At 70.4% G+C, this 24,487-nt stretch carries 22 protein-coding genes and 3 tRNA genes; 16 read left to right on the top strand and 9 right to left on the bottom strand.

From position 1 onward, the window contains the following. Positions 1 to 6 precede the first annotated feature (6 nt). Positions 7 to 1,617: a pyruvate dehydrogenase complex dihydrolipoamide acetyltransferase gene (locus NR810_RS25755; protein WP_257456154.1), complete on the top strand. Its 1,611-nt coding sequence runs from the start codon at positions 7 to 9 to the stop codon at positions 1,615 to 1,617. Positions 1,618 to 1,674: 57 nt separating this feature from the next. Here NR810_RS25755 and NR810_RS25750 read toward each other — a convergent pair whose 3' ends face one another. Next, positions 1,675 to 1,890 (bottom strand): hypothetical protein, encoded by a 216-nt coding sequence (locus NR810_RS25750; RefSeq protein ID WP_257456152.1) that lies wholly within the window; start codon positions 1,888 to 1,890, stop codon positions 1,675 to 1,677. A 162-nt stretch (positions 1,891 to 2,052) separates the two neighbouring features. Between NR810_RS25750 and NR810_RS25745 the strand changes: the two genes are divergently transcribed. Further along, positions 2,053 to 2,367 (top strand): DUF2795 domain-containing protein, encoded by a 315-nt coding sequence (locus NR810_RS25745; RefSeq protein WP_257456150.1) that lies wholly within the window; start codon positions 2,053 to 2,055, stop codon positions 2,365 to 2,367. Positions 2,368 to 2,562: 195 nt separating this feature from the next. After that, a complete protein-coding gene (locus tag NR810_RS25740; RefSeq protein ID WP_257456149.1) occupies positions 2,563 to 3,720 on the top strand; it encodes a sensor histidine kinase in 1,158 nt (385 codons plus the stop codon). On the opposite strand, the gene NR810_RS25735 is transcribed toward NR810_RS25740, so the two are convergent. Then, positions 3,698 to 4,285, bottom strand: a complete 588-nt coding sequence (locus NR810_RS25735) for a hypothetical protein (RefSeq protein ID WP_257456148.1) — start codon at positions 4,283 to 4,285, stop codon at positions 3,698 to 3,700. The genes NR810_RS25740 and NR810_RS25735 overlap by 23 nt on opposite strands. A gap of 67 nt (positions 4,286 to 4,352) precedes the next feature. Here NR810_RS25735 and NR810_RS25730 point away from each other — a divergent pair, with 67 nt between their 5' ends. After that, positions 4,353 to 5,327 carry a response regulator gene (locus NR810_RS25730; protein ID WP_257456147.1) on the top strand — a complete coding sequence of 325 codons (975 nt, stop codon included), beginning with the start codon at positions 4,353 to 4,355 and terminating at the stop codon, positions 5,325 to 5,327. Positions 5,328 to 5,399: 72 nt separating this feature from the next. Here NR810_RS25730 and NR810_RS25725 read toward each other — a convergent pair. From NR810_RS25725 to gltX, 5 genes are all read right to left on the bottom strand, one after another. Further along, a tRNA-Glu gene (locus NR810_RS25725) sits at positions 5,400 to 5,471 on the bottom strand. Between the two features lie 50 nt (positions 5,472 to 5,521). After that, positions 5,522 to 5,593, bottom strand: a tRNA-Glu gene (locus tag NR810_RS25720). Positions 5,594 to 5,616: 23 nt separating this feature from the next. Next, a tRNA-Gln gene (locus NR810_RS25715) sits at positions 5,617 to 5,687 on the bottom strand. Between the two features lie 66 nt (positions 5,688 to 5,753). After that, positions 5,754 to 6,185: a hypothetical protein gene (locus NR810_RS25710; RefSeq protein ID WP_257456146.1), complete on the bottom strand. Its 432-nt coding sequence runs from the start codon at positions 6,183 to 6,185 to the stop codon at positions 5,754 to 5,756. A gap of 65 nt (positions 6,186 to 6,250) precedes the next feature. Next, on the bottom strand, positions 6,251 to 7,690 hold the full coding sequence (gene gltX, locus NR810_RS25705) for a glutamate--tRNA ligase (RefSeq protein ID WP_257456145.1): 1,440 nt from the start codon (positions 7,688 to 7,690) through the stop codon (positions 6,251 to 6,253). A gap of 108 nt (positions 7,691 to 7,798) precedes the next feature. On the opposite strand from gltX, the gene NR810_RS25700 reads away from it, so the two are divergent. From NR810_RS25700 to NR810_RS25685, 4 genes are read left to right on the top strand one after another with little or no spacing between them, the layout of a single operon-like run. Further along, positions 7,799 to 8,383: a hypothetical protein gene (locus NR810_RS25700; protein ID WP_257456144.1), complete on the top strand. Its 585-nt coding sequence runs from the start codon at positions 7,799 to 7,801 to the stop codon at positions 8,381 to 8,383. Then, positions 8,380 to 9,312: a myxosortase-dependent metalloprotease, MXAN_2677/MXAN_2678 family gene (locus NR810_RS25695; protein ID WP_257456143.1), complete on the top strand. Its 933-nt coding sequence runs from the start codon at positions 8,380 to 8,382 to the stop codon at positions 9,310 to 9,312. Before NR810_RS25700 ends, NR810_RS25695 begins: the two co-directional genes overlap by 4 nt. Then, positions 9,312 to 10,262, top strand: coding sequence for a myxosortase-dependent metalloprotease, MXAN_2677/MXAN_2678 family (locus tag NR810_RS25690; RefSeq protein WP_257456285.1), 951 nt, complete (start codon positions 9,312 to 9,314; stop codon positions 10,260 to 10,262). Before NR810_RS25695 ends, NR810_RS25690 begins: the two co-directional genes overlap by 1 nt. 13 nt (positions 10,263 to 10,275) lie before the next feature. Next, on the top strand, positions 10,276 to 10,974 hold the full coding sequence (locus NR810_RS25685) for an HAD family hydrolase (RefSeq protein ID WP_257456139.1): 699 nt from the start codon (positions 10,276 to 10,278) through the stop codon (positions 10,972 to 10,974). Between the two features lie 13 nt (positions 10,975 to 10,987). Here NR810_RS25685 and NR810_RS25680 read toward each other — a convergent pair whose 3' ends face one another. Continuing rightward, on the bottom strand, positions 10,988 to 12,991 hold the full coding sequence (locus NR810_RS25680) for a protein kinase domain-containing protein (RefSeq protein WP_257456138.1): 2,004 nt from the start codon (positions 12,989 to 12,991) through the stop codon (positions 10,988 to 10,990). Positions 12,992 to 13,198: 207 nt separating this feature from the next. Between NR810_RS25680 and NR810_RS25675 the strand changes: the two genes are divergently transcribed. From NR810_RS25675 to NR810_RS25645, 7 genes are all read left to right on the top strand, one after another. Further along, positions 13,199 to 13,759 carry a chemotaxis protein CheW gene (locus NR810_RS25675; RefSeq protein ID WP_257456137.1) on the top strand — a complete coding sequence of 187 codons (561 nt, stop codon included), beginning with the start codon at positions 13,199 to 13,201 and terminating at the stop codon, positions 13,757 to 13,759. Continuing rightward, positions 13,756 to 15,156, top strand: coding sequence for a CheR family methyltransferase (locus tag NR810_RS25670; protein WP_257456136.1), 1,401 nt, complete (start codon positions 13,756 to 13,758; stop codon positions 15,154 to 15,156). Before NR810_RS25675 ends, NR810_RS25670 begins: the two co-directional genes overlap by 4 nt. A gap of 43 nt (positions 15,157 to 15,199) precedes the next feature. Beyond that, the gene (locus tag NR810_RS25665; RefSeq protein WP_257456135.1) at positions 15,200 to 16,810 is read left to right on the top strand and encodes a methyl-accepting chemotaxis protein; all 1,611 of its coding nucleotides are present in this window, start codon (positions 15,200 to 15,202) and stop codon (positions 16,808 to 16,810) included. 35 nt (positions 16,811 to 16,845) lie between these two features. Beyond that, the gene (locus tag NR810_RS25660) at positions 16,846 to 17,223 is read left to right on the top strand and encodes a response regulator (RefSeq protein ID WP_257456134.1); all 378 of its coding nucleotides are present in this window, start codon (positions 16,846 to 16,848) and stop codon (positions 17,221 to 17,223) included. Positions 17,224 to 17,239: 16 nt separating this feature from the next. Further along, positions 17,240 to 17,818, top strand: coding sequence for a chemotaxis protein CheW (locus NR810_RS25655; RefSeq protein WP_204220200.1), 579 nt, complete (start codon positions 17,240 to 17,242; stop codon positions 17,816 to 17,818). A 9-nt stretch (positions 17,819 to 17,827) separates the two neighbouring features. Continuing rightward, the gene (locus tag NR810_RS25650; RefSeq protein ID WP_257456132.1) at positions 17,828 to 20,353 is read left to right on the top strand and encodes a hybrid sensor histidine kinase/response regulator; all 2,526 of its coding nucleotides are present in this window, start codon (positions 17,828 to 17,830) and stop codon (positions 20,351 to 20,353) included. 87 nt (positions 20,354 to 20,440) lie between these two features. Beyond that, a complete protein-coding gene (locus NR810_RS25645; RefSeq protein WP_257456130.1) occupies positions 20,441 to 21,070 on the top strand; it encodes a DedA family protein in 630 nt (209 codons plus the stop codon). 87 nt (positions 21,071 to 21,157) lie between these two features. Here the strand turns inward: NR810_RS25645 and NR810_RS25640 are convergent, their stop codons facing one another. Next, entirely contained in the window at positions 21,158 to 22,126 is a 969-nt protein-coding gene (locus NR810_RS25640) for a histidine kinase dimerization/phospho-acceptor domain-containing protein (RefSeq protein WP_257456129.1), read from the bottom strand. 246 nt (positions 22,127 to 22,372) lie between these two features. Here NR810_RS25640 and NR810_RS25635 point away from each other — a divergent pair, with 246 nt between their 5' ends. Continuing rightward, complete coding sequence (locus NR810_RS25635; RefSeq protein ID WP_257456128.1) at positions 22,373 to 24,448, top strand: alginate lyase family protein; 2,076 nt, start codon at positions 22,373 to 22,375, stop codon at positions 24,446 to 24,448. Positions 24,449 to 24,487: the final 39 nt, after the last annotated feature.

Below are 24,487 nucleotides of genomic sequence, written 5' to 3'. Positions count from 1 at the left end.
AACCGTATGGCCACGCCCATCCAGATGCCTGCCCTCTCTCCGACGATGACGGAGGGCAAGATCGTCAAGTGGCTCAAGAAGGAGGGCGACAAGGTCTCCTCTGGCGAGGCGATCGCCGAGTGCGAGACCGACAAGTCGAACCTCGAGATCGAAGCCTATGACGACGGCTACCTCCTGAAGATCGTCGTTCCCGAAGGCGAGATGGCCAAGGTGGGTTCGCCCATCGCGATCCTCGGTGCCAAGGGAGAGAAGGTCGACGCGGGTGCCGCCAAGGCCGCCGCGCCCGCCGCCGCTCCGAAGGCCGAGGCCCCGAAGGCCGCCGCGCCCGCTCCGGCTCCCGCGCCCGCTTCGGCTCCCGCGCCCGCCGCGCAGCCGGCCGCTCCCGCCGGTGGGGGAGACGGCATCCCCGTGGTGATGCCCGCGCTCTCCCCGACCATGACGGAGGGCAAGCTCGTCAAGTGGCTCAAGAAGGAGGGCGACAAGGTCTCCTCCGGTCAGGCCATCGCCGAGGTGGAGACGGACAAGTCGAACCTCGAGGTCGAGGCCTACGACGACGGTGTGCTGGCTCGCATCGTCGTGCAGGAAGGCCAGATGGCCAAGGTGGGAGCGCCCATCGCGTTCCTGGCCGGCAAGGGGGGCGCCAAGGCCGCCGCTCCGGCGCCCGCCGCCGCGCCCCAGGCCGCCGCGCCTGCTCCGGCTCCGGCGCCCTCCGCGGCGCCCGCGCCCAAGGCCGCGGCTCCGGCTCCCACGCCGGGGGGACGCCTGCGCGCCAGTCCGCTCGCGAAGCGCATGGCCCGGGAGCGCGGTCTGGACCTGAGCCAGGTGCGTGGCTCCGGTCCGCACGGCCGCATCGTGAAGAGCGACATCGAGAAGGCGCTCACCCAGGCGCCGGCTCCGGCCGCCGCTCGCAAGGCTCCCGCCGTGGCTCCGGGCGTGCGTCCCGAGCCGAAGTCGGTGCCTGTCACCACCATGCGCAAGGTCATCAGCCAGCGCATGGCCGAGGTGAAGCCCGGCGTGCCCCACTTCTACCTGTCGGTGGACGTGGAGATGGACGCCGCGCTGAAGATCCGCGAGGAGGCCAAGGCGCTCGAGTCGAAGGTGTCGGTCAACGACATCATCGTGAAGGCCTCGGCCATGGCGCTGCGCCGCTACCCGAAGATCAACGTCTCGCTGCACGGTGACACCATCCTGCACTTCGAGACGGTGGACGTGGGCATCGCGGTGGCCATCGAGGACGGCCTCATCACCCCCATCATCCGCGACGCGGACAAGAAGGGGTTGTCGGCCATCTCCGCCGAAGCGCGCGACCTGGCCGAGCGGGCCCGCAAGCGCGGCCTCAAGCCGGACGAGTACACCGGCGGCTCGCTGACCGTGTCCAACCTGGGCATGTACGGCATCGACTCGTTCATCGCCGTCATCAACCCGCCCCAGGCGGCCATCCTCGCGGTGGGCTCCGTCTCGGACAAGGTGGTGGTGCGTGATGGGCAGATGGTGGTGCGCAAGATGATGACGGTGACGCTCTCGGGCGACCACCGCGTCATCGACGGCGCCATCGGCGCCGAGTACCTGCGGGAGCTCAAGAACCTGCTCGAGCACCCGATGCGGTTGCTGTTCTAGCCACCGCCGTCCCGGCGGGTCGCCTTCCCCGGCGGCCCGCCCGGGACTCGCCGCCCGTCACTCGCGGGTCGGCTCCTTCTGCTCCTCGTGCATCTCGTGCTCCAGCCGGCGCTGGGCATCGGTGACGCTGGCCTGGTCCTCGCGCTTCGTGCCGGTGGGCAGCTCCGTCTCACGCTCCTCGGAGCGCCCCTTGATGCCGGGCCACGGATCCGGATGGGTGGCCTGCACGTGCTCGATGTGCTCCGCGTAGCTCGGGTCCTTGTTGTCAGCCATCTCGTCCCTCCTCGGGTCGTGTGTAGGGTCCCGGGATTACGGTGGGGGTCGAGGTGGGAGACGGCCATGGGGGTCGTCTCCATGTGGGTTGCACACCTGCTTGCTGGGTAGGCACTGAAAAGGACACGCAAGTCCTTCGTGAGCTGCTTAACTTTGGCCTCGATGACCGACGACGACACGAGACGCACCCTGCTCGAAGAGGGCGTGAAGGAACTGGAGACGCGCATGGGGGGCCCCTCGCCCCTGGCCCAGCCGCTCCATGAGGCCTTGTTGGGAGCCGTGTTTCCTCTCTCCACGGAGCAGCTCGTCTGGCTGGCCCGGGAGAACGACACCCCCGCCGTCGTCCTGTCGCTGTTGGGCAACCTTCCCCAGCGGTGGTTCGAATCGCTGGATGCGGTCCAACAGGCGCTGGAGTCCCAGGCCCAGGTAGGCGAGCAGGCGACAGAGCTTTCGATGGCTCCCATGCCTCCTCGTTGAGTCGCTCCGGCGCTCGTGTGGGGGAGGTGGCCTGGACGCCGAGCGTGCTGGGGTCCCCGGCGCGTGCGGGTTCTCTTACATCCTGAAACACGGCCCATCGGGTTTTGCTCGCGACGTGGTATCTCTTGGGGCGTGGGCGCAGTGGGTTGGCAGGGTGGTGAGGGTGTCGGTCGGCCTGGCCCGGAGAGGAATTCCATGAATCCGTCTGACCTCCCCGCCGTCCTCTATGTCGACGACGACGCGCTCAACCTGAGGGTGTTCGAGGCGAACTTCGGTTCGAAGTTCCGCATCTTCCGCTGCTCGACACCGGCCGAGGCGCTGACACTGCTGGAGCAGAAGCGCAACGAGATTGGCGTCATCCTGTCGGACCAGCGCATGCCGGGGATGACGGGCGTGGAGCTGCTGGAGCGCGCGCGCACGCTGGCGCCGGACGCCAAGCGCATGCTCGTCACGGCCTACTCGGACATGCAGGCGGTGATCGACGCGGTGAACCGCGGCCAGGTGAGCCGCTACTTCGTCAAGCCGTGGGACCGCGCCGAGGTGCTGGCCGCGCTCGAGGACGGCCTGAAGATCGCCCGCCTGGAGCTGCGCATCCGCGAGGTGGAAGGGCGGATGATGAAGGCCGAGCGTCTGGCCACGCTGGGCCAGGTGACGGCCGGCATCGCGCACGAGCTGATGGGCCCGGTGGGCTACCTGTCGCAGAACGTGGCCTCGCTGCGCAGGGATCTGGAGTGCGTGGTGCAGTACGCCTCCAAGCACCTGGCGAATGATCCGTCGCAGGAAGTGGCGAGCGTGCTGGAGGATCTGCCGTCGCTGCTGCAGGACCTGGCCTCGGGCGCGGACCACCTGCGCGGAGTGGCGCTGGGCCTGAGGGCGCAGGCGCGGGGCGAGGACATGGAGGTCTCGGCGGACGTGGCCGAGGTGGTGTCCTTCGCGGTGAAGCTGGCGCGCGCCGAGGTGCGTGATCGCGCCCGCATCACCACCATGGGCGAGCCGGTGAAGGTGACGTTCGGCCCGGTGAAGCTGACCCAGGTGCTGCTCAACCTCATCGTCAACGCCGCGCAGGCCATGGAGGGCACGGGCCGCTCGGGACGCATCGAGGTGCGGTGGACGTCACGCGAGCAGGAGGTGGTGCTCACCGTGGCGGACAACGGCTGCGGCATCCCCCAGGAGCTTCAGGAGAAGGTGTTCCAGCCGCTCTTCACCACCAAGCCGGTGGGCATCGGCACCGGCCTGGGCCTGTCCATCTGCAAGGAGCTGGTGGTTCAGTCCGGTGGCTCCGTGCGGCTGTCGTCGAAGCCGGGCGAGGGCACCGAGGTGGAGCTCACCCTCAAGCGAGGCCAGCTCCCCTGAGTCCGAAGGCGTTGTGGAGCATGCGCCACACGCGGAAGAGGGCCTCTTCCTCGGTGGCGCCGATGTGCTCCACCAGCACCGCGCGCCGCGTCTCCTGATCGCCACCCGGGCGCCACGCCACCACCAGCGCGTAGCGCTTGGGTGCGCGCTCGACGATCTCCACGGCGGACACCTCGTCGAAGGGGACCCATTGGGTGCGCGTGGCCCCTGGCGCCCACCGCAGCTGCTCCACCCGCAGGCGCTCGGTGGGGAAGTGCAGCACGAAGCGGCGCCGTCCCAGCTGGCTCTCCAGCCGCAGCGCGTAGCCCACCAGCGCCAGCGCCACCGTGCCCAGCGCCAGGGACACGGAGGGCACTGCCTCGTGGGTGCCGCCCAGCAACACCCCCACCACCGCGCCCGCCGTGCACAGGGCCGCCAGCACCAGGCATGCGCCGGGCAGCTGCCTCCTCAGGAAGGAGGGCGGCAGGGACTCCCCGAGCAGTCGGCCGGGCTCGTAGCGCAGGCGGACATCGCCCAGCCGCTTGGGCGCGGGGTTCTCCTCGAGTGCTTTCTCGAAGCTCGCCACGTCTCACAGCATAGGCCCCGTTCCGCTTCGCTCGAAGTCCGGCGCGAGCTGTGCGATTCTCGAAGGCATGGATCTCCCCTTCGAAACGGATGAGGGTGGCGGGAGTGAGCAGGGCCGTGGGGGAACCCTCGCCTCGACCGTTCTGGTGGTGGACGACGAAGCCGTGGTGCGCGACGTGTGCGCCCGGTTGTTGGCGCGTGAGCCGGACCTGGTGGTGAGCCTGGCCCAGGATGCCGAGGAGGCCCTGGAGCTGCTCCGCGCCCAGCGCTTCGACGTGCTCATCACCGACAAGAACCTGCCCGGCCTGGGCGGCGTGGAGCTCATCGCCGAGGCCCGGGCGCTGCAGCCCGCGCTGGAGGCGGTGATGATCACCGGCTATTCCAGCACGGAGTCGGTGATCGCCGCCTTCGCGGCGGGAGCGAGCGACTACATCCTCAAGCCCTTCGAGGACCTGCGGCTGGTGCGGGCCAAGGTGCGCGCCGCGCTGGAGCGCCGGGCCGAGCGGGTGCGGGGTCGTGAGCTGGCGCGGCGCATGGCGCGCGAGGCCGCCTCGCTGCTGGAGGCGGGCGGGCAGGCCTCGCCCGAGGCGCGAGATCTGCTGGAGTCCCAGCTGGCCACGTACGAGCAGGCCAGCCGGATGGCTGCGGGCGGGCAGGTGGCGGTGGTGGGCAGCCCCGAGGCGCTGGACGCCCTGCTGCGCGAGGGACTCGAGGCCGTGGCGCTGCCCCCGGACTCGCCGGCGCTGCTGGGCGCGGCCGTGGTGGTGCTGGAGACGGGCGCGCCCCGCTGGTGGGAGCTCGCCGAGCGCCTCCAGTCCGCCGCGCCGGACCTGGTGCTGCTGGCGGGCCCGAACGCGGACCTGGCGGACCTGCTGGATGCCATCACCCTGCGGCTGGAGCTGGTGGGCTTCGGCTCCTCGTCGCCCCAGGTGCTGCCGGAGCGGGTGCGCATGCTGCTGATGCGCCGCAACCTGCAGCGCGCCCAGGCGGGGCTGGCCACGGCGCTGGCCGCCTTCCGCAAGAGCCTCCAGCAGGGAGGGTAGGGGAGGGCGGGCACGGCGCGGTGCCCGCAAAAGCGAAGCGCCCGCTTCCCTTGCGAGAAGCGGGCGCCTCAGTGACCCTGCCGGGATTCGAACCCGAGTTTGTGCCGTGAGAGGGCACCGTCCTAACCGCTAGACGACAGGGCCGGAAAACGAAGCACCCACCTTCCCAAGAAGGTGGGTGCCTTTGCTACGAGTGACCCTGCCGGGATTCGAACCCGAGTTTGTGCCGTGAGAGGGCACCGTCCTAACCGCTAGACGACAGGGCCGGTTTGCTACCGGGTACAACGAGCTGGGGAACTAGGATTCGAACCTAGATAAGCAGAGTCAGAGTCTGCTGTCCTGCCGTTAGACGATTCCCCAAGAACTGCGCTCCTGACTACCGCAACTGCCCTACCACTTCAACTGCCTTTTTTCCGAACCACCGGGCTACCGCGACTTCTTCCCACCCTTCGGTTCAGCCTTCTTCGCGGGCTTGGCCGGTGTGGACTTCGCCGGCGCGGCCTGCAGCGGAACGACGTAGATACGGACCTCGTCGTTCGCTTCGTAAATGTTCAGACCCTCGAAATTCTTCCCCGAGGGGTTGGCGATGTGAACCGCCTTCACGCCCGGCTGGTTGACGACTGCCCTCCGAGGGTAGGCGCTCACCGGGTAGACGATCTTGTAGTACTCCATCGTCTTCTCGAGGTCCCCCGGCGCCCGATACCTGTTCTCGCCCACTTTCTGAGCGCCATCAGGCATCTGTGCCCCACTCACCACCTCCGCCACCGCCACCGACGCCCAGAGCGCCGCGACCACCGCCGTCCCGAGCGGGCGCGGCTTATAGAAAAGGCCCTTCAGGCTGTCAAGCGCTCGTGTCATCGCGGGGGAGAATAGGGCCCGACGCCGGAGGTGTCCACCCCCGTGTGCGGGCCCTCGTCGAGGGGCTACGGCCGGGCGAGCGCCGCGTCCAGCCGGTGGAGGGTCTCCTCGCGGCCCAGCAGCTCGAGCGTCTCGCCGATACCCGGGCTGACCGTGCCACCCGTCGCCGCCACGCGCACCGGCTGGGCCACCTTGCCCATGCCCACTCCGGCCTGCTCGCTCACCTTCTTCACCACCTCGTCCAGCGAGGCGGCGCTCCACTGCGGCAGCGCGGCCACCTGCTCGCGCACCTGGGTGAGCAGCGGCTTGGACTCGGCGGTGAGGTGCTTGGCCGCGGCCTTCTCGTCCAGCGTCACGCCATGCTGGAAGTACTTGAGGGCCGTGTCGGCCATCTCCTGGAGCGTCTTGGCGCGCTCGCGGAAGGCCATCACCACGCGCTCCAGCCGCGGGTCGCCCTTCTTCACCTGCACGCCCTTGGCCACCAGGAAGTCCACCAGCGTCTCGGCCACCACCGCGGGGGGCAGCATCTTGAGCCACTGCTGGTTGAGCCACATCAGCTTGTCCGGGCTCCACACGCCGGACGTGGTGCCCACGTGGTCGAAGTCGAACCACTCCACCATCTGCGCGCGGCTGATGACCTCGTCGTTGCCGTGGCTCCAGCCCAGGCGGATGACGTAGTTGAGCAGCGCCTCGGGCAGCACGCCGTTGCGCTTGTGCAGCATCACGTCCGCCTCGGGGTGCTTGCGCTTGGAGAGCTTCTCGCGGTCCGGCCCGAGGATGAGCGGGAAGTGGGCGAACTCGGGCGGCTTCCACCCGAAGGCCTGGTAGAGCATCAGCTGGGGGAAGGTGGAGTTGACGTGCTCCTGCCCACGCCCCACCAGGGTGATGTCCATGGTGTGGTCGTCGATGACGCAGCCGTAGTTGTAGAGGGGGATGCCGTCGGCGCGCAGCATGACCCAGTCATCCAGGTCCGAGTACGCCTTGGTGATGGGCCCGAGCACCTTGTCATCGAACGTCACCTGGCCCTCGCCGTCCGGCATCCGGAAGCGCACCACGGAGGTGCGGCCCTCGGGGATGTCCTTGCGGTCGCGGCAGGTGCCCTCGTACTTGTAGGTGCCCGGCTTGCCCGTGGCCTTCTCCACGGCGGCGCGGCGCGCGTCGATCTCCTCGCGTGTGCAGTAGCAGCGGTACGCCTTGCCCTCGGCGATGAGCTGCTCGGCGTACTTCGTGTACAGCTCCAGCCGCTGCGTCTGGAAGTAGGGCGCCGAGGGGCCCTCCTTGCCCGGGCCCTCGTCCCAGTCGATGCCCAACCAGGTGAGGCCGTCGAGGATGGCCTTCACGGACTCGGGGGTGGAGCGCTCCTGGTCCGTGTCCTCGATGCGCAGGATGAAGACGCCGCCGTGGCGCCGCGCGTAGAGGTAGTTGAAGAGGGCCGTGCGGGCACCACCGATGTGGAGGTAGCCAGTGGGGGACGGCGCGAAACGGACGCGGGGTACGGATGCCATAGAAGGGGCGCGGATAGCAGGAGCGGGCTTGGGTGGTCAACGAGCGGCCGAGTTCACTGCCCGTGGCGTGGCCGATGCATTAAACTGCCGCGCACCGAGGGTCCTTGCATGAAATTTCCCAACGCGCTCCGCGCGCTCCTCCCCTTCGTTCTCCTGCTCTCCCTGTCGGCGGGCGCCACCACGATGCTGCGGGCGGACCTGCCGGAGCTCGCCCGCTCGGCCGATACCATCGTCCACGGGACGGTGCGCCGGATGGAAAGCCGGTGGAGCGGTGATGGCCGCCGGATCGTCACCGATGTGGAAATCCAGGTGACCGAGACCCTCAAGGGGCAGGCGGGCGGCACGGTGCTCGTCACCCAGCCTGGTGGGCGAGTAGGCGACATCGGCCAGCGGGTGAGCGGCCTGGCCTCGTTCACCCCGGGGGAGGAGGTGGTGCTCTTCCTCGAGCGCCGGGGGACCCAGTCCTTCCGCGTGGCCGCCATGGCCCAGGGCAAGTACAAGGTGCAGCGCTCGGCGGATGGCACCCGCGCCATGGCCGTGCCCGAGCCCATCGGTGACACGCTCCTGGTGGATCCGGACACCCGGCAGCCCACCACCTCCTCGCTCCAGTCCCTGTCGCTCCCGGAGCTGAAGGCGTCCATCCGCACCGCGCTCCAACAGCCCCCGGTCCGCGCCCAGGAGAAGCGGCCGTGATCGTCGCTTCTCTCCTGGTCTCGCTCGCCCTCGGACAGAGCTCGGACCCCTACGTTCGCAGCCGGGTGCAGCAGGGCAACGCGAGCTCCCAGTGCCTCTTCTGGACGGCGTCCACCATCCGGTGGCAGCTCAGCAGTGTGGGCAACCCCAAGAGCTCGGAGGCCCAGAAGCAGAACGAGTTCGCGGCCATCCGCCGCTCCTTCCAGAGCTGGCAGGACGTCTTCGAGGACTGCGGCAACCTCCGCTTCGAGGAGGGGCCCCTGGTCGACGGCGAGCGCAACAAGGTGGGCTACGACCCCAAGGGTCCGAACCGCAACCTCGTCCTCTTCCGCTCCAACAGATGCGAGGACGTCGTTCCCGCCGGTGTCAGGTGCGACGCGGACGCGGACTGTGGCAACACCTACGACTGCTGGGAGGACGATGAGCGCACCATCGCCCTCACGCTCACCACCTACGACGAGAAGTCCGGCATCATCTACGACTCGGACATCCAGCTGAACGCGGCCCACTTCGTCTTCACCACCGTGGACAGCCCGCCCTATCCCATCTGCCCCCAGCCCATCGCCAGCAACCCCGGCAATTGCGTGGGCACCGACGTGCAGAACACCATGACACACGAGATCGGCCACCTGATCGGCCTGGACCACACCCAGGCGGTCAACTCCGTCATGTTTCCACGGGCCCCGGTGGGCGAGACGTCCAAGCGCATCATCGACGAGGGCTCGCGCGACTTCGTGTGCCAGACGTACCCCAGGGGCCTCGCCAGTCAGAGCTGCTTCACTCCCACGCCGGACTCGGGCGCCAGCTCGGCGAAGCTGGGAGGCGCGGCCTTCGGTTGTTCCAGCACCGGCGCCGGAACGTGGCTGCCCGCGATGACCGGTTTCGCCCTGCTCGCGTGGCGCCGCCGCCGGGGAGGCGCCCGCCCGTGATGCGCTCCCTTCCGTGGTTCGCCCTCGCCGCGCTCGCGCTCGCCGCTCCCGGGGCCGAGGCGCAGACGTACCAGCGCACCCTGGTTCCCGGCCGGCCCTTCTGCGTCGTCTGGCCCGGGCGTGATTACCTGTACCACCTGGATCCCACTGGTAGCAGCCGCACTCCCGGAGACTCCGAGCTCGTGGCCATCGAGGCCGCGATCGCTTCCTGGCGGGCGGTCTCCAGCACCTGCAGCGACTACACCTTCACCCGCGGCCCGGACATCGCGAAGCCCAGGGTGGGGTACGACAAGGACAGCAAGGACAACCAGAACGTCATCACCTTCCGCGAGCGGGACTGCAACGACGTCGTCGAGCCGGATGATCCGTGCCTCGATGCCGATACCTGCTCCAACGACTACTCCTGCTGGGAGCACGGTGGCGCCACCATCGGGCTGACCACCACCACGTTCAGCTTCCGCACCGGCTACATCCTCGATGCGGACATCGAGCTCAACGCGGGCACCCAGGGCAGGGGCTTCCTCTTCACCACCGTCGACTCGCCGCCGTGCGAGGGGGGGATACAGACCACCAACTGCGTCGCCACGGACGTGCAGAACACGGTCACCCACGAGCTGGGCCACGTCGTCGGGCTGGACCACGTGTCCGTGTCCGGTTCCACCATGGAGCCCACCGCGCCCCCGGGAGAGACGCACAAGCGCATCATCGACGTGGGGAGCGCCGCGGGCTTCTGCGACGCCTACCCCCGGGGCCTGCCCCCCACCCAGTGCGGTGAGATTCCCGATCTGGGCCGCCACGTCCAGGCGGTGTCGCGCGGCACGGGCGTGGGCTGCGGCGCGGCGCCCGGTGCGCTCCTCGCCCCGGTGGCGCTGCTGGGTCTGCTGGCGCTCGGCCGGCGCCGCGAGCGTCCTGGCGAGCAGGGCCGTGTCCCGCGCGGGTCGCGTGAGTAGGAAGAAAGGGCGCATGGCGATCGCCTTCTTCGACCTGGACAAGACGCTGCTCGCGGTCAACTCGGGGGCCCTGTGGATCCGCCGCGAGCTGGAGCAGGGTCACATCACCCGGGTGCAGGCCTTGCGCGCCAGCTACTGGCTGGCCCGCTACCACCTGGGCTTCGTCTCCATGCAGGACGCGCTGGTGCAGGCCATCACCCACCTCCAGGGCATGGGCGAGCGGTACCTGCGTGAGCGCACCGTCCAGTTCTACGAGGAGCGGGTCCGCTCGCAGTTCCGGCCCGGCGCCCTGCGCGCCCTGGAGGAGCACCGCTCGGCCGGAGACACGCTCGTCCTGCTCACCTCGTCCTCGGGCTACCTGTCCGAGCTGGTGGCGAGAGACCTCGGCCTGCACGCGGTGCTCTGCAACCGCTTCGAGGTGGATGTCTCGGGGCTGTGCACCGGCCGCCCCCTGGGCGAGGTGTGCTTCGGCGAGGGCAAGCGTACCTACGCGCTGTCCTTCGCCTCGGAGGCCGGCGTCGAGCTGTCCGCGTGTGCCTTCTACACGGACTCGTACTCGGACCTGCCGGTGATGGAGGTGGTGGGCCGCCCCGTGGCCGTCCACCCGGATCGCCGCCTGCGCCGCGAGGCCCTGCGGCGTGGCTGGCCCGTGGTGGACTGGGGCGTGCCGGGCGGCGGAGGAGACGCGACGCTGGACGTCTCCTCTCGGTGAGCGGGGCGGGGGCTCAGCGGCGGCGCGGCGCCACCAGCCGGACGGTGAAGACGTAGTCCACCGCCACCGGCTTGCCCTCGAGGGCAATGGGCTTGTAGAGGCGCGACTGCAGCGACGCCACCACCGCCTCGTTCATGTGCGGCAGGCCCTTGATGACGCGGCAGTTGTCCACCCGGCCCTGCCTGGTGATGACGCACTTCACCACCATCAGCCCCTCGACGCGGGCCGCGAGGGCCTCGCGCGTGTAGACGATGTCCTTGCCCTCGAGCTGCACCAGGCGCGGCATGCCGTCCTGGTAGGGCACGGGGCCGTCACCCACGGGGATCGCGCTCTTGGCCAGCGCCGACGCGGCCACCGTCTGGCCACCCGTGGACTCCGCCCCGGGCTTCGCGGCTCCCGCGGGCACCGGCGCCGGGGGCGGATCGGACTCCAGCATCACGGGCGCCGAGATGGACGAGCCCATGGCCGCCACCGTTTGGGACTCGCCCGACCTGGCCGAGGCCTGCTCCACCCGGCTCCCGGCGTTCGCGTTGCGCGCCGAGGCGGACGAGCCCCCACGCGCACGCTGCATCTTCTGGGCGAAGACGACCTCGCCCGAGCCGCCGGTGATGACCGTCTCCGTCTGGTAGCCGTCGAGCGCGAAGGTGAACTCGGCGGTGACGGTGTCCTGGCCCGCCTCCTTGGGAATCTCCAGCACCATCGGCGTCGTGCCGCGCTCCTGGCCCTTGTAGCTGACGCGCGCGCCGTTGGGCTTGCTCATCAGCTGGAAGCGCACCACCTCCACCGGAGCCTTCTCGACGGCGGGCGCGGCGGCCTGGGCGGCCGGTGCCACCGTCTCCGCCGGCGGGGGCTTGGGCGAGAAGAGGCCCGAGGACAGCAGCAGGCCGCCCGTGAGGGCCACGGCGATGCCTCCGCCCACCAGCCCTCCCAGCAGCAGCGTGCGCCGGCGCGCCTTCTTCATGTCCGGCGGCACCTCCACGCTGATGTCCACCGCGATCGTGTCGCCGCCCGAGGGGGGCTCGCCCGCGATGCCCGCGAAGAGCGGCGTCTTGTGCGGCCCCGTGGTGGTATGCCCACCCGGACGCTTGAAGATGCCGCTGTGGCCGCCCGCGGCCATGCTGGCCCCGCGCATCGCCTCCAGCAACTCGTCCATCGTCTGGAAGCGCTGCGCCGGATCCTTCGCCAGGCACCGGCGCACCAGCGTCTCGATCTCCTGGGGCACGGAGATGTCCGGCCGCACGGAGCTGAGCGCCGGGGGCAGCTCCTTGTGGTGGGCGAAGATGAGCTCGATGTGATCCTTCGAGACGAACGGCGGCCGCCCCACCAGCATCTGGTAGAGCACCACGCCCAGCGAGTACACGTCGCTGCGCACGTCCGACTCGTTGCGCGCCTGCTCCGGCGCCATGTACGCCGGGGAGCCCAGGAAGGTGCCACTCTGGGTGATCTCCGGGTTGGGCGTCTCCTCGGAGCCCGGGGCAATGGACTTCACCAGGCCGAAGTCCAACACCTTCACGAGATCCTGATCGGCCTCGTTGAGGAGCATGATGTTGGCGGGCTTCAGGTCGCGGTGGACGATGCCCTGGTTGTGGGCCTCGCGCAGCGAGCGGCACACCTGCTGGGCGATGTTGAGCGCCCGCGCCCAGGGCAGCGGCCCCACGTCCGAAAGCACCTGGCCGAGGGTGCGCCCCTCCAGGTACTCCATGGCGATGTAGTAGATGCCGTCGTCCGTCTGCCCGTAGTCGATCACCGTCACCGTGTTGGGGTGGCGGAGCTTCGAGGACAGCGAGGCCTCGCGCAGGAAGCGCTTCTGGAAGCCCGGATCCTTGCTGGTGGGGAAATTGGGGTTGAGCACCTTGAGCGCGACCACCCGATCCAAGGGCGTCTGCTGGGCACGGTAGACCCGACCCATCCCCCCGATGCCAATCGGCTCGAGGATGCTGAAGCGGCCGTTGAGCGTCCGCCCGATGAGAGGATCCGCCCCGGTATCACTCGGACCCTGCGAGTCGCCGGTCACCATTCGTCATGCTCCCCCGGTCTTGGCCTGGGTGAGAGAACCATCGTCTGTCGCGTCATGAAACCACATCTCCTGGAAACACGCGACTTGGGAGATCAGTGCCTGCCCGGCAGCCGTCCGCTCGTTCACCCCATGCCGCCCGCATTGACGCTTCCCGCAATGTCGGACTACCGTTCAATTCTCCCGTGCATGGACTCACGCGGGCTCGCGATGGTCGATTCCCCTTCGATGACGGCTGAAGCCCAGGCGAGGCGTGCGTCGGTACAGAAACGCCTGGCGTTGCTGGAAGAAGAGGTCGTCCGGCTCCGGCGGGAGCTGGCCACGCTCGGCGAGGCCCAACGGCTGCCGGGTCTCTTCCTGACAGTGGAAGTTGCGGGCACCACGGCGCTGCTGCCCGTGGAGGCCGTGGTGGAGGTGGTGCGCCTGGTGGCCATCGAGCCCCTGCCGGCGGCCCAGCCCCACGTGCTCGGCACCATGCTCTACCGGGGGACCCCCGCGGTGGTGGTGGATCTGGCCGCGATGCTCCGGGTGCGCAGGGAACCCGACCTGGACGCACATCTGGTCATCTGTAGTGGCCCGCGCACGGTGGCGCTGCTGGTGGACCGGGTGCGCGATCTGGTGGAGTCCCCGCTGCTGGTGGATGGCGGCGAGGGTGATGCCCCCACGTCCTGGGATGGGACGGGGCTGATGGCGGGCCTGTGCCGTACCCCCGAAGGCATCCGGCCGCTGCTGCGCGCCTCGGCCGTGCTGGCCATTTCGGAGGGGTCGTGAAGGAGCCGGCGCGCGTGGAGCGTCTCGATGAGCAGACGCTGAGCGGACTTGAGTCCGTCCTGCGCGCGGCATGCGGCATGGTGCTGGCCCCCAGCGTGCGCCGCTCCCTGCGTACCGCCCTGACGCGCGCCGCCGAGTCCCAGGGGCTGCCCGCCGCCGACTTCCTCCAGCGGCTGCTGGCCCGGGATACCGCGGCGGTGGAGACCTTCATCGGCTACGCCGTCATTGGCGAGACGTACTTCTTCCGCCATCCGGAGCAGCTGCGCGAGCTGTCGCGCCTGGCCGCCCTGCACGTGGGGCCCTTCCTCGTCTGGAGCGCCGGGTGCGCCAGTGGGGAGGAGCCCTACAGCATCGCCATGTCCCTGCTGGCCGCGGGCGTCCAGCCCGACAACGTCCGCGTGGTGGGCACGGACGTATCCAACCGGGCCCTCGAGCGCGCCCGGCAGGCCACGTACTCCCCCTGGTCCGTGCGGCGCATGGAGCCGGAGCTGGAGCGGCGTTTCCTCTCCCTCCGGCCGGACTCCGTCTCCGTGCCTCCCGAGGTGCGCGCCCGGGTGGAGCTCCGGCGGCACAACCTCGTCACGGATGCGCCGCCCGTGGCCGGTGCGCAGGCCGTCTTCTGCCGCAACGTCCTCATCTACTTCCCCACCCACGTCATCCCCGAGGTGGTCGAGCGGCTCATCCTGGCGCTCGCGCCCGGCGGTTGGCTCTTCCTCTCTCCGGCCGAGGTGCCCTTCGCCAAGGGCCTGGGGTTGGAGGAGCATGAGGTGGGGGGGCAGCTCATCCTGCGCAAGCCCCTCCCCGGCGAGCGGGTCGCCCTGCGCGCCTCCAGGCCCGGACCCCTCCGGATCGCGACGCGGGCGCCGAGCCCGCTGCGGCGGGTGCTGGCTCCCTCCCATACCGCTCGGGCCGCCGAGGCTCCGGCCGCTCCACGGGCCCTGGTGACCGAGGCCCTCCCACCGGCCGTGTCCTCCCCTGCTTCCTCCCCGCCCCCGGTACCGGAGACGCTGACGCGGGCGCTGACCGCGGCGCGCGAGGGACATTTCGAGCAGGCGGAGGAGCTCGCCCGGCTGGCGGCTCGGGAGCTGTCACCCGAGGCCTACCTGCTGCTGGCCATGGTGTCCGAAGGGCGGGGGGACGTGCAGGGGGCCGTGGCCGCGGTTCGCAAGGCGCTCTATCTGGAGCCACAACTGGCCATCGGCCATGCCATGCTCGTGGCGCTGTATGGACGGCTGGGACACCCCGAAGAGGCAGAGCGGGCCCGGCGCAACGCCCTCCGGGCGCTGGAAGGTTTGGATGACGAGCACGTGCTGCGAGGCGTGGAGACGATGACGGCCGGTGGACTGCGGCGGGCGCTCGTGCCGGGGACGATGCAGGGAAAGTCGGGGGCGAGATGAGAGGCGCCCGTAGGAGCTGGGAGGACTTGTGGAAGGCAACGGCATGAAGCCGCCCGCGATCCAGCGGCTGGACATGCGGCGGCTCAGCCTGCGGACCAAGATTCTGGCCATCACCGGAGTCTCGGGCACGCTCGTGGCGGGCATCCTCGTGGCCGCTTTCTCGCTACAGGTGCGCGAGTCGCTCGAGGCCGAGTTCTCCAAGCGTGCCACCGCGGCCAGCCGCGAGCTGGCGCACCACCTGGCCATCGCCACGTGGGCGCGGGACGAGGCGGGCATCGAGCGCGCCACGGCCGCCACCCTCCGGAACAACCCGGACGTGGCGTACGTGGTGGTGAGGGATCGCCAGGGAGAGATCCTCGGCCACGCCTCGGCGCGGCCCCAGGAGGACGCGGGGCGGCTCCCCAAGGCCCCGGGGCAGGATGAGAAGGAGGAGCGCGTCCTGCTGGTCAGCAACCGGGCCGTGCAGGAGGCGTCCGCCCCCGTCTTCTTCGAGCCGCGTGCCCCCAATGGCGGGGCGGACTCGAAGACGCAGGTGGGCACGGTGCAGGTGGGCATGGAGCTGGACGTGCTGGATGGGACCGTGTCGCGCATGGTGTGGCGCGCGCTCGGCCTGGCCCTGCTGTCGCTGGCCGGGTGCCTGGCGGCGGTGGCCGCGTTGTGCCGCGTGCTCATCATCCCGCTGGAGCGGCTGGCGCGCGCGGCGGCCGGCATCGCGGCGGGAGACCTGCGGCAGCAGATCGACATCAGCGGCACCGACGAGATTGGAGACCTGGCGCGCAGCTTCGGCACCATGGCGGAGGTGCTGACGGACCTGCTCAAGGATCTGCGCAGCGCGGCGGCGGAGATGGAGCGCGAGGCCACCAACGTGCTGGCCACCTCCTCGCAGCAGTCCGCCATGGCCAACGAGCAGGCCTCCGCCATCCACGAGACGGGCGCCACGGTGGCGGAGATCGCCCAGACGTCCAAGCAGGCCACCTCCTTCGCGGACACGGTCATCGGCGGCACCCAGCGCTCGGAGTCCCTGAGCGCCGAGGGCCAGAAGGTGGTCGGCGAGAGCGTGTCCGCCATGGAGAAGCTCAGCGAGCAGGTGAAGGCCATCGCCCTGGCCATCACCGACCTCAACGAGCAGACGCTGCAGATCGGCGACATCATCACCACGGTGAAGGACGTGGCCGAGCAGTCCAACCTGCTGGCGCTCAACGCCTCCATCGAGGCGGCCAAGGCGGGAGACCAGGGCCGTGGCTTCGCGGTGGTGGCCATGGAGATGCGCACCCTGGCGGAGCAGTCGAAGATGGCCGCCAATCAGGTGCGCGCCCTGCTCGGTGAGGTGCAGAAGGGCACCCGTGCCGCCGTGACGGCCACCGAGGAGGGCAGCCGCCGCGCCCTGGCCGCCATGGAAATGGCCCAGAGCGCGGGCTCGGCCATCGTCGGCCTGTCGGATCTCATCCGCGAGTCGTCGTCGGCGGCGCGGCAGATCGCCGGCAACACCCGGCAACAGACCATTGGCGTGGAGCAGATCGCCGCGGCGATGAACGAGCTCACCATCGCCATGCAAGACAATGTCGAGGGCACCAAGCGCATCGAGCAGGTGGCGGGCAACCTGTCCAACCTCTCCAAGCGCTTCTCGGACCTCGTTGGAAAGTACCAGCTATGACAACAGCACACGGCGCGTCGGGAGGCAGTGGAAGAATGAAGGTGCTGATCGTCGAGGACACGAAGACCATCACCAACCTCATCCAGGTGTACTTGATGGGGTGGGGGCTGGAGTTCTTCGAGGCGAGCAATGGCGTGCAAGGGCTCGCGCGTGCCCGGGAGATCAAGCCGGATCTGATCATTTCCGACGTGCAGATGCCGGAGATGGATGGCTTCGCGCTGTGCGCGGCGGTGAGGGCGGATCCGATCCTCTTCGCCACGCCCTTCGTGATGCTCACCTCGCTCAAGGATGACGCGAGCCGCCAGCGGGGACGCCTGGTGGGGGCGAGCGCCTTTCTCAACAAGCCGGTGGCGGTGGACGATCTGCGCGAGAAGGTGCGCAGCATCCTGAAGCTCCCCGCCAGCAAGTACTAGAGGAGCGAGAGCAGCCATGGCCGGCGACGAGTCGAGCGGGAAGATCGACTACGCGGCACTGCGCCGCAAGCTGGACGAGGCGCAGGCCGTGCTCGAGGGCGCGCAGGTGCTCAGCCCGGAGCGCCGCCGCGAGGTCCTCGCCGAGCGCGCGCGCGCGCTGGCCGAGTCACGTCACGAGGAGCGCCGGGAGACGATGTCGGTGCTGGCCTTCCGCGTGGGCGGGGAGCGTTACGCGGTGCCCATTGACGCGGTGGACCACGTGCTGGAGTCCAGGGGGCTGTGCCCGCTGCCGGGCTCGCCCCGGTACGTGCTGGGCGCGCTGGTGTCGCGCTCGCGGGTGGTGCCGGTGTTGGACTTGAGGCACGTGCTCGGCCTGGAGGGGGGCGGCATGTCGGACCTGACGCGCGTGGTGGTGGTGGAGGTGTCCGAGGAGTTCTTCGGGCTGGCGGCGGAGGAGGTGGACGGACGGCAGGAGCTGGCCCGCGCGGAGCTGTCGCATCCGCCACCGGGGCCCTTCACGTTCCTCACCCGGGAGCGGCTGATGGTGCTCGACCTCGAGCAGCTGGCCGATCCCGCCGCCGTGGGGCGGGGATAGGCGGAGCACATGGATCCTCGGGTACTCCGGAGCCTCTGGCCCATCTTCGCCGCGGAGACGCGCGAGCAGCTGCAGACCATCGGTACGGCCGTGATGGGCCTGGAGCAGGGGACGTCCGAGCAGGCCTCGGAGCAGCTCATCGCGCTCAAGCGGGAGGTGCACAGCCTGAAGGGTTCCGCGGCCAGCCTGGGCCTGGCGGACATCGAGCAGCTGGTGCACGCCATCGAGGACGCACTGGCGCGCTGCTCGCCGGGGCACGTCCCTCCGCCGGGGCTGGTGGAGAGCACCCTGCGCAGCCTCACGGCCATCGAGACCGCGATCAACCGCGGGGACGCCGGGGAGCAGCCGGCGGTGGAGAACCTGGCGCAGCTGTTGTCCGGGCTCGGGCGCGGCGGGGTGGAGCTGCCCACGGAGGCGAAGCCCAAGGTGCCGGCGCACTTCCGGCGCGAGGGCCTGCAGACGCTGGAGAAGCTGGAGACGTCGCTGGGCCGGCTGTGCTCGCCGGGCCTGGATGACCGGGCCGGAGCGGTGTGGGAGGCGGTGGGCCTGGCCGAGCTGTTGAAGGCGGCGGCGAACACCGCCGGAATCTCCGCGGTGGAGGCGCTGGCGAGCTCCGTGCGCGCGGGCTTCGCGCGGATGGAGGAGTCGGGCGTCGGGGCGAGCGTGGCGGCCTCGGACATCGCGGGCGCGCTGGTGCAGCTGAGGGGCGCGCTGGAGTCGCTCACCGAGGAGGTCGCCGCCGAGCCCGCAGTGGCCCCGGCGGAGCCGGTGGTGACGGCGCGCTCGGCCTCGGGTGGCCGGCGCCAGCAGGACATGGACCGGGCGGTGCGGGTGTCGGTGCGCACGCTCGACTCGCTGGCGCTCCAGGTGGAGCAGCTGGCGGCGGGCCGGGCGCAGCAGATGCGCCGCTCGGAGGCCCACCGCGAGCTGCTGGAGCAGACGAACCAGGCCCTGCTGCAACTGGAGAGAGCGGCGCAGCAGCTGGCGCTGTCCGGTGGAGGCGGGGCGCTGGAGTCGCTGCGCGCGGGGGTGGGGCAGGTGCGGGGGGTGCAGAAGCGGCTGGTGCAGCTGTCCAAGGAAGTGCACCGCGAGGGCGAGCAGCTCGCGCTGGTGGCGCAGGTGGTGCGCGACGACCTGAGGGATCTGCGGATGGTGCCGGCCTCGCAGATGCTGGAGCCGCTCAAGCGCACGGTGCGAGAGCTGTGCGCGCGGCTGGGCAAGGACGTGGAGCTGGAGATCGCCGGTGGGGACGTGCGCATCGACCGGCGCATCGTGGACGTGCTGAAGGACCCATTGCTGCACCTGGTGCGCAACGCACTGGACCACGGCATCGAGGCGGTGAACGAGCGCGTGGCGGCGGGCAAGTCCCCGCGCGGGCAGCTCACGGTGAGGGTGGAGCCGAGGGGCACGCGCCTGGCGGTGGTGGTGGAGGATGACGGGGCGGGCCTGTCGCCGGAGAACGTGAGGGCCACTGCGGTGCGCCGGGGGCTGCTCACGGAGGCGGAGGCCGCGAAGCTGACGGACATGCAGGCGGCGCGGCTCGTGTTCGAGCCGGGCTTCTCCACCCGCGAGCAGGTGACGGAGATGTCCGGGCGCGGCGTGGGCCTGGACGTGGTGCAGACCACGGCCACGCGGTTGCAGGGCGCGGTGGACATCTCCTTCGAGAAGGGGAAGGGGACGCGCTTCACCATCGATCTGCCGCTGATCCTCGCGGGCGCGCTGGGGCTGCTGGTGCGCACGGGAACGGCGGTGGTGGCCATTCCGTCGGACGCGGTGGAGCGGGTGATGAGGCTGGCGCCGTCGGACGTGGGCACGGTGGCCGGACACGTGATGGCGCGGGTGGAGGACGAGCACCTGCCCTTCTACCCGCTGTCGGTGGCGATCGGCATGCCGCGGCTGCCGTTGGCGCTCGAGACGGGCAAGCCGCAGACGGCCATGGTGCTGGTGCTTGGCGGCGTGCGAGCGGTGTTCGCGATCGACGGGGTGGTGGGCCAGCAGGAGATCGTCGTGCGCTCGCTGGGGCGGCACATGCAGGGCGTGGCGCACCTGGCGGGGGCGGCCGTGCTGGACGACGGCAGCGTGGTGCCGGTGCTCAACGCGCCGGAGTTGCTGCGGGCCGCCTCGGCGCCGGTGGTGCTGCGCGCCGCCACCGAGGTGCGCCGTCCGCACATCCTCGTATGCGACGACGCACTCACCACGCGCTTCGCCATGAAGGCGCTGCTGGAGATCGCCGGCTACTCGGTGGTGACGGCCGGGGACGGTGAGGAGGCGCTGGGCATTCTCGAGCGGACGCCCTGCCAGATGGTGGTGAGTGACTGGCAGATGCCGAGGCTGGATGGCATCGGGCTCACGAGGCGCATCCGCGCGAACCCCAAGCTGTCGCACATCCCGATCATCCTCTGTACGTCGCTGGACAGTCCGCAGGAGAGGGCGGCCGGACTGGAGGCGGGAGCGGACGGCTACCTCGTCAAGCGCGAGGTGGAGCGCGGCAAGCTGTTGGATCTGGTGCGCCAGCTGCTCCCCGCGAGCGCCTGAGCAGGCGAGGGAGTGGGGCCTCGTTGAGGAGGTCTCTTCCCGCCAGGGCCGGGCGTGAGCACCTTGGCATTCTTGCCAGGAGGCGGCGTGGAGGCGCAGGTCGCGCTGTGGATCGCGGGATTCTCCTACCCGGCGGTGTTCCTGCTCCTCGTTCTCTGTGGAGTGGGAGCGCCGTTGAGCGAGGAGCTGGTGGTCATCACCGGAGGGCTGGTGGTGGCTCGGAGCGGAGGCAGCCTGCCGGCGATGGCGCTCACCGCGTATCTGGGCATCCTGGCGGGGGACAGCGCGCTATACCGGCTCGGACGCACGCTGGGGCCGCGGGTGTTCTCGCACCCGAAGATGGCGAAGATGCTGACGCCAACACGCGTCGAGCTGCTGAAGAAGATGTTCGCGCGGCGAGGCTCATTGACGGTGTTCCTGGCGCGCTTCCTACCGGGACTGCGGGCGCCGGCGTTCCTGCTGGCGGGAGCGACGGGACTGCCCTATCGCCGATTCCTGCTGGCGGATGGAGCGGCGGCCTGGGTGGCGGCGATGGGGATGACGTGGCTGGGCTACCGGTTCGGCCCGACGGTGCTGGCGGACGTCCGAGGGGGCCTGAGGTGGCTGCTCTACGTGGCGGTAGGAGCAGGTCTGGGGATGCTCTGCGTGCGCTGGATGAAACGACGCGCCTTGCTGAGAACCGCGCGAGTGATCCAAACGCCCGAGGTTGATCCGTAGCCCCGTGTCCATCCCCTCTCCCTCTGGGAGAGGGTCAGGGTGAGGGTATTCGCATCCCGAGCCGCACACCCCGGGTCAACAACTCCCCTACCCGAGGATACGAGGCAGCACCAGGGACACCTCGAGCTCCGGATCCTCCCTCACGGAGATCCGAGCCTCCATCGCGCGAGCAATCCGTTCCAGGGACGCACGAGCCTTCTCGGGCAACGGGCGCTCGGCACGAGCCTGAAGAGTCAACTGCCACGCCTCGGTGCTCTCCGGAGCCTCCACGCGCAGCACGATCTCCGAAGCGCGCACTCCGCGCAGCATCCGTTCCAGGGTCCGGACCATCAACTCCAACCGGCTCCGGGAAGCGCGGATGCGCACAGGCATCGCGGGCAGCTCCAGCCGCACATCCCCTGGCCGTCCAGGCCCGAAGCTGGCGCTCAACAGGACGCGGAAATCCTCCGCGGGAACATTCTCGCGAGAGGGCCGGTGCTGGAGACGCACGTTCAACTCACTGGCGGCGCGGCCGATGCGCTCGAGGTACCGCTGCATGGGGGGAGTGAGCGCACCCGCCATGCCGCGGTTCAGCATGTCGATATAACCCTGGATGACCTGCAACGGAGTGCGCAGGTCATGCGCTTGCCGGGATCTCGCCCGGTCCCAGTGGGCGAGCAGCTCGACCAACCGGAGCCGCTCCCAGCGCAGGCGGGTCCGCTCGGCCCGAGCGGCGTCCTCGCGCTCCTGGCACGCGAGCAGCGCGCTGCCCAGCACGGCCAGGCGGGTGAGGAGCTGCCGATCCGAGGCATCCACGCACGGCTCGCCGAGCACCAGGGCCGTGTGCCCATCCTTCTGCATCTGTAGAGGATGGGCGCGAGCCGGGGTTGGGGGAGCGAGGCCGGAGAGGGCCACGCGGCGGCCGGCCGCGTACAGCGCGGCGCCGCTCACTCCCGTGAGAAATACAGCCGCCTCCGCGAGCGCATCGAGGCCGGCCCTCGCCCCGTGATGTAGCGCCAGCTCGGCGACAGCCGAGACCGTTCGCTCCACCTCGGAGGCGCTGGCACTCCTACCCACACGCCGCCCACTCCAAGCACCTGCCTGCACACACGGAGGAATGGGCACGGTGGGCGAATGGTGCAACGCAACCCTGCCTGGGAACGAAAGGGATGACGGAAGGAAAACTCTTTCCCACCCATTCACCCGTCCACCCAACTTTTTTACTGGCCTACAGGGTTTCCTCGTTGCTGGCGCCGGTTTTCCCCTCGGAGGGTGTTGGCCGGGCACTTGCTATCGAAGCCGCCCGGGATGGGACGGAGCGGAATGGGGACGCTGGGTTACTACTCGACGATCATGCGGCTCGCGCCCGGGGGGTTCGCCAGGGGGATGGCGAGGCGGGTCCAGGGGGCGGCGAGGCAGGCCCTCTATAAGAGGCGCGAGCGGCTCGACGAGCCGAGGCTGCTGGAGGCCTTCGGGGTCTCCACGGCGGAAGCGCTGGCCGAGCGGGTGCTGTCGTCGCGTCCCGGTGGGGCGTGGTGCGAGGTGGCGCAGCGGGCCTCGGTGAAGGAGGCGCTCGCGGCCATCCCGGGAGCGGAGACACGGGCGCTGGAGCGGGCCCGAGCGGCGCTGCGGGGCGAGTTCGACGTCTTCGGGACGCACGTGTGCTTCGGCGAGGGCCAGCCGGTGGACTGGTCGAGGGATCCGGTGAGTGGCTACCGCTACCCGGTCATCCCGGTGGAGCAGCTGCGGCTGGAGCGCCCGGGCTCGGATCCAAAGTACCCGTGGGAGCTGGGCCGGTTGGACTGCCTGGTGGCGCTGGGCCAGGGGTACTGGGTGGGGCGCCACGAGGAGCCGCGGAGGGCCTTCGCGCGGGCCTTCGTGACGCGGACGCTGGACTTCCTCCAGGCGAACCCGGTGGGGCAGGGGGTGCACTGGACGTGCGCCATGGAGGTGGCGCTGCGTGGGGCGAACCTGGCGCAGGCGCTGGTGATGTTCGCGGACGCGCCGGAGGCACGGCGGCCGGAGTTCCTCGTGCCGGTGCTCGAGTCGCTGGCCGAGCACTCCGCGTGGGTGGAGGCGCACCTGGAGGACAAGGGGGCGGTGCCGAACAACCACCTCGTCTCCAACTACGTGGGCCTGCTGATGATGGGGCTGCTCTTCCCGGAGCTGCCGGACGCGCCGAGACAGGTGGCGCGGGCGGTCTCGGGGCTGCGGGCGCAGATGGCGTCGCAGGTGCACGCGGAAGGCACCTCCTTCGAGGGCTCCGTGCCGTACCACCGGCTGGCGGTGGAGCTGTTCACGCTGGCGCTGGTGGTGGGGCGGGGCCTGGGCGTGGAGCTGGGCCCGAGATACGAGATGCGGCTGCGCCGCATGTACGCGGCCTCGCGGGCCTGGTGCTCCGAGCGCGGGCTGGCGCCACAGATAGGGGACAACGACTCGGGCCGCGTCTTCCCGTTCCGGGAGAGGGAGCCGCGCGAGCAGGGGTACCTGGTGCCGCTGGGGGCGGCCCTCTTCGGAGCCGCGGAGCTCGCGGAGGGCGAGTTCCCGGACGAGGCGGCGTGGCTGCTGGGACGGCCCGGGCTCGAGCGCTTCCAGGCGCTGCGGCCGGCCCGGCCCGCGGAGTCGGTGAGCTTCCCGCGAGGAGGCTTCCACGTGCTGCGTGGCGCGGGGGCGGTGGTGACGGTGAGCGCTGGCCCGCAGGGACAGGGCGGAGTGGGGGGACACAGCCACAACGACAAGCTGTCGTTCGAGCTGCACCTGCACGGGCGCCCCGTCATCGTGGATCCAGGCACGGGCACGTACACACGCGACCCGGAGATGCGTAACGCGTTCCGCTCCACGGCGGCGCACAACACCCCGCAGGTGGACGGAGTGGAGCAGACGCCGCTGTCGCCGGGCCGGCTGTTCGCGCTGCCGGAGACGGCGCGGGCGCGGGTGCAGGTGTTCCAGCCGGGGGCCGAGCTGGATCGCCTCACCGTGCGGCACGACGGCTACCGCGTGCTGCCCGCGCCCGTGGGCGTGGAGCGCACCTTCGTGCTGGACAAGCGTGAGCGTGCGCTCGGGGTGACGGACGCATTGGTGGGGGTGGGGCTTCACGAAGTGGTGGAGAGGATCCACCTTCCGGACCGCGAAGCACGGCTGAGGGCACCCACGCCGGAGGAACTGGCGAGGGCGCTGCGAGTGCCGGACGCCCCACGGAGCTTCGAGTCGCTTGGAGTGGAGCTGGGATCGGCGGAAGCACCGGAGGCGCTGGTGCTCTTCGCGTCGGGCCTGGAGCCGCGGTTGGAGCCGTCCCGGTACTCGCCGGGATACGGCCAGGTGGTGGCGTCACTGGTGGTGGTGTTCGGGGTGCGGCTGTCGCCCCCGGCGAGGCTGAGGTGGGTGGTCGTCTTCAATTGAAGACAGGGACGTGGTGTGACCGGGGGACCGGCACGCCAT

Origin of the sequence: Archangium lipolyticum (genome assembly GCF_024623785.1) — a bacterium.
In the GTDB taxonomy this organism is placed as follows: Bacteria; Myxococcota; Myxococcia; order Myxococcales; family Myxococcaceae; genus Archangium; species Archangium lipolyticum.
The sequence above is the reverse complement of the archived record's forward strand: the minus strand, read 5'-3'. Positions and strand labels throughout refer to the sequence as shown.

What these genes read in the sequence shown, in the direction of transcription:
- NR810_RS25755 (WP_257456154.1), top strand. Translation starts at nt 7, where the DNA reads ATGGCCACGCCCATCCAGATGCCTGCCCTCTCTCCGACGATGACGGAG.
- NR810_RS25750 (WP_257456152.1), bottom strand. Translation starts at nt 1,890, where the DNA reads ATGGCTGACAACAAGGACCCGAGCTACGCGGAGCACATCGAGCACGTG.
- NR810_RS25745 (WP_257456150.1), top strand. Translation starts at nt 2,053, where the DNA reads ATGACCGACGACGACACGAGACGCACCCTGCTCGAAGAGGGCGTGAAG.
- NR810_RS25740 (WP_257456149.1), top strand. Translation starts at nt 2,563, where the DNA reads ATGAATCCGTCTGACCTCCCCGCCGTCCTCTATGTCGACGACGACGCG.
- NR810_RS25730 (WP_257456147.1), top strand. Translation starts at nt 4,353, where the DNA reads ATGGATCTCCCCTTCGAAACGGATGAGGGTGGCGGGAGTGAGCAGGGC.
- NR810_RS25710 (WP_257456146.1), bottom strand. Translation starts at nt 6,185, where the DNA reads ATGACACGAGCGCTTGACAGCCTGAAGGGCCTTTTCTATAAGCCGCGC.
- gltX (WP_257456145.1), bottom strand. Translation starts at nt 7,690, where the DNA reads ATGGCATCCGTACCCCGCGTCCGTTTCGCGCCGTCCCCCACTGGCTAC.
- NR810_RS25700 (WP_257456144.1), top strand. Translation starts at nt 7,799, where the DNA reads ATGAAATTTCCCAACGCGCTCCGCGCGCTCCTCCCCTTCGTTCTCCTG.
- NR810_RS25690 (WP_257456285.1), top strand. Translation starts at nt 9,312, where the DNA reads ATGCGCTCCCTTCCGTGGTTCGCCCTCGCCGCGCTCGCGCTCGCCGCT.
- NR810_RS25685 (WP_257456139.1), top strand. Translation starts at nt 10,276, where the DNA reads ATGGCGATCGCCTTCTTCGACCTGGACAAGACGCTGCTCGCGGTCAAC.
- NR810_RS25680 (WP_257456138.1), bottom strand. Translation starts at nt 12,991, where the DNA reads ATGGTGACCGGCGACTCGCAGGGTCCGAGTGATACCGGGGCGGATCCT.
- NR810_RS25675 (WP_257456137.1), top strand. Translation starts at nt 13,199, where the DNA reads ATGGTCGATTCCCCTTCGATGACGGCTGAAGCCCAGGCGAGGCGTGCG.
- NR810_RS25665 (WP_257456135.1), top strand. Translation starts at nt 15,200, where the DNA reads ATGAAGCCGCCCGCGATCCAGCGGCTGGACATGCGGCGGCTCAGCCTG.
- NR810_RS25660 (WP_257456134.1), top strand. Translation starts at nt 16,846, where the DNA reads ATGAAGGTGCTGATCGTCGAGGACACGAAGACCATCACCAACCTCATC.
- NR810_RS25655 (WP_204220200.1), top strand. Translation starts at nt 17,240, where the DNA reads ATGGCCGGCGACGAGTCGAGCGGGAAGATCGACTACGCGGCACTGCGC.
- NR810_RS25650 (WP_257456132.1), top strand. Translation starts at nt 17,828, where the DNA reads ATGGATCCTCGGGTACTCCGGAGCCTCTGGCCCATCTTCGCCGCGGAG.
- NR810_RS25635 (WP_257456128.1), top strand. Translation starts at nt 22,373, where the DNA reads ATGGGGACGCTGGGTTACTACTCGACGATCATGCGGCTCGCGCCCGGG.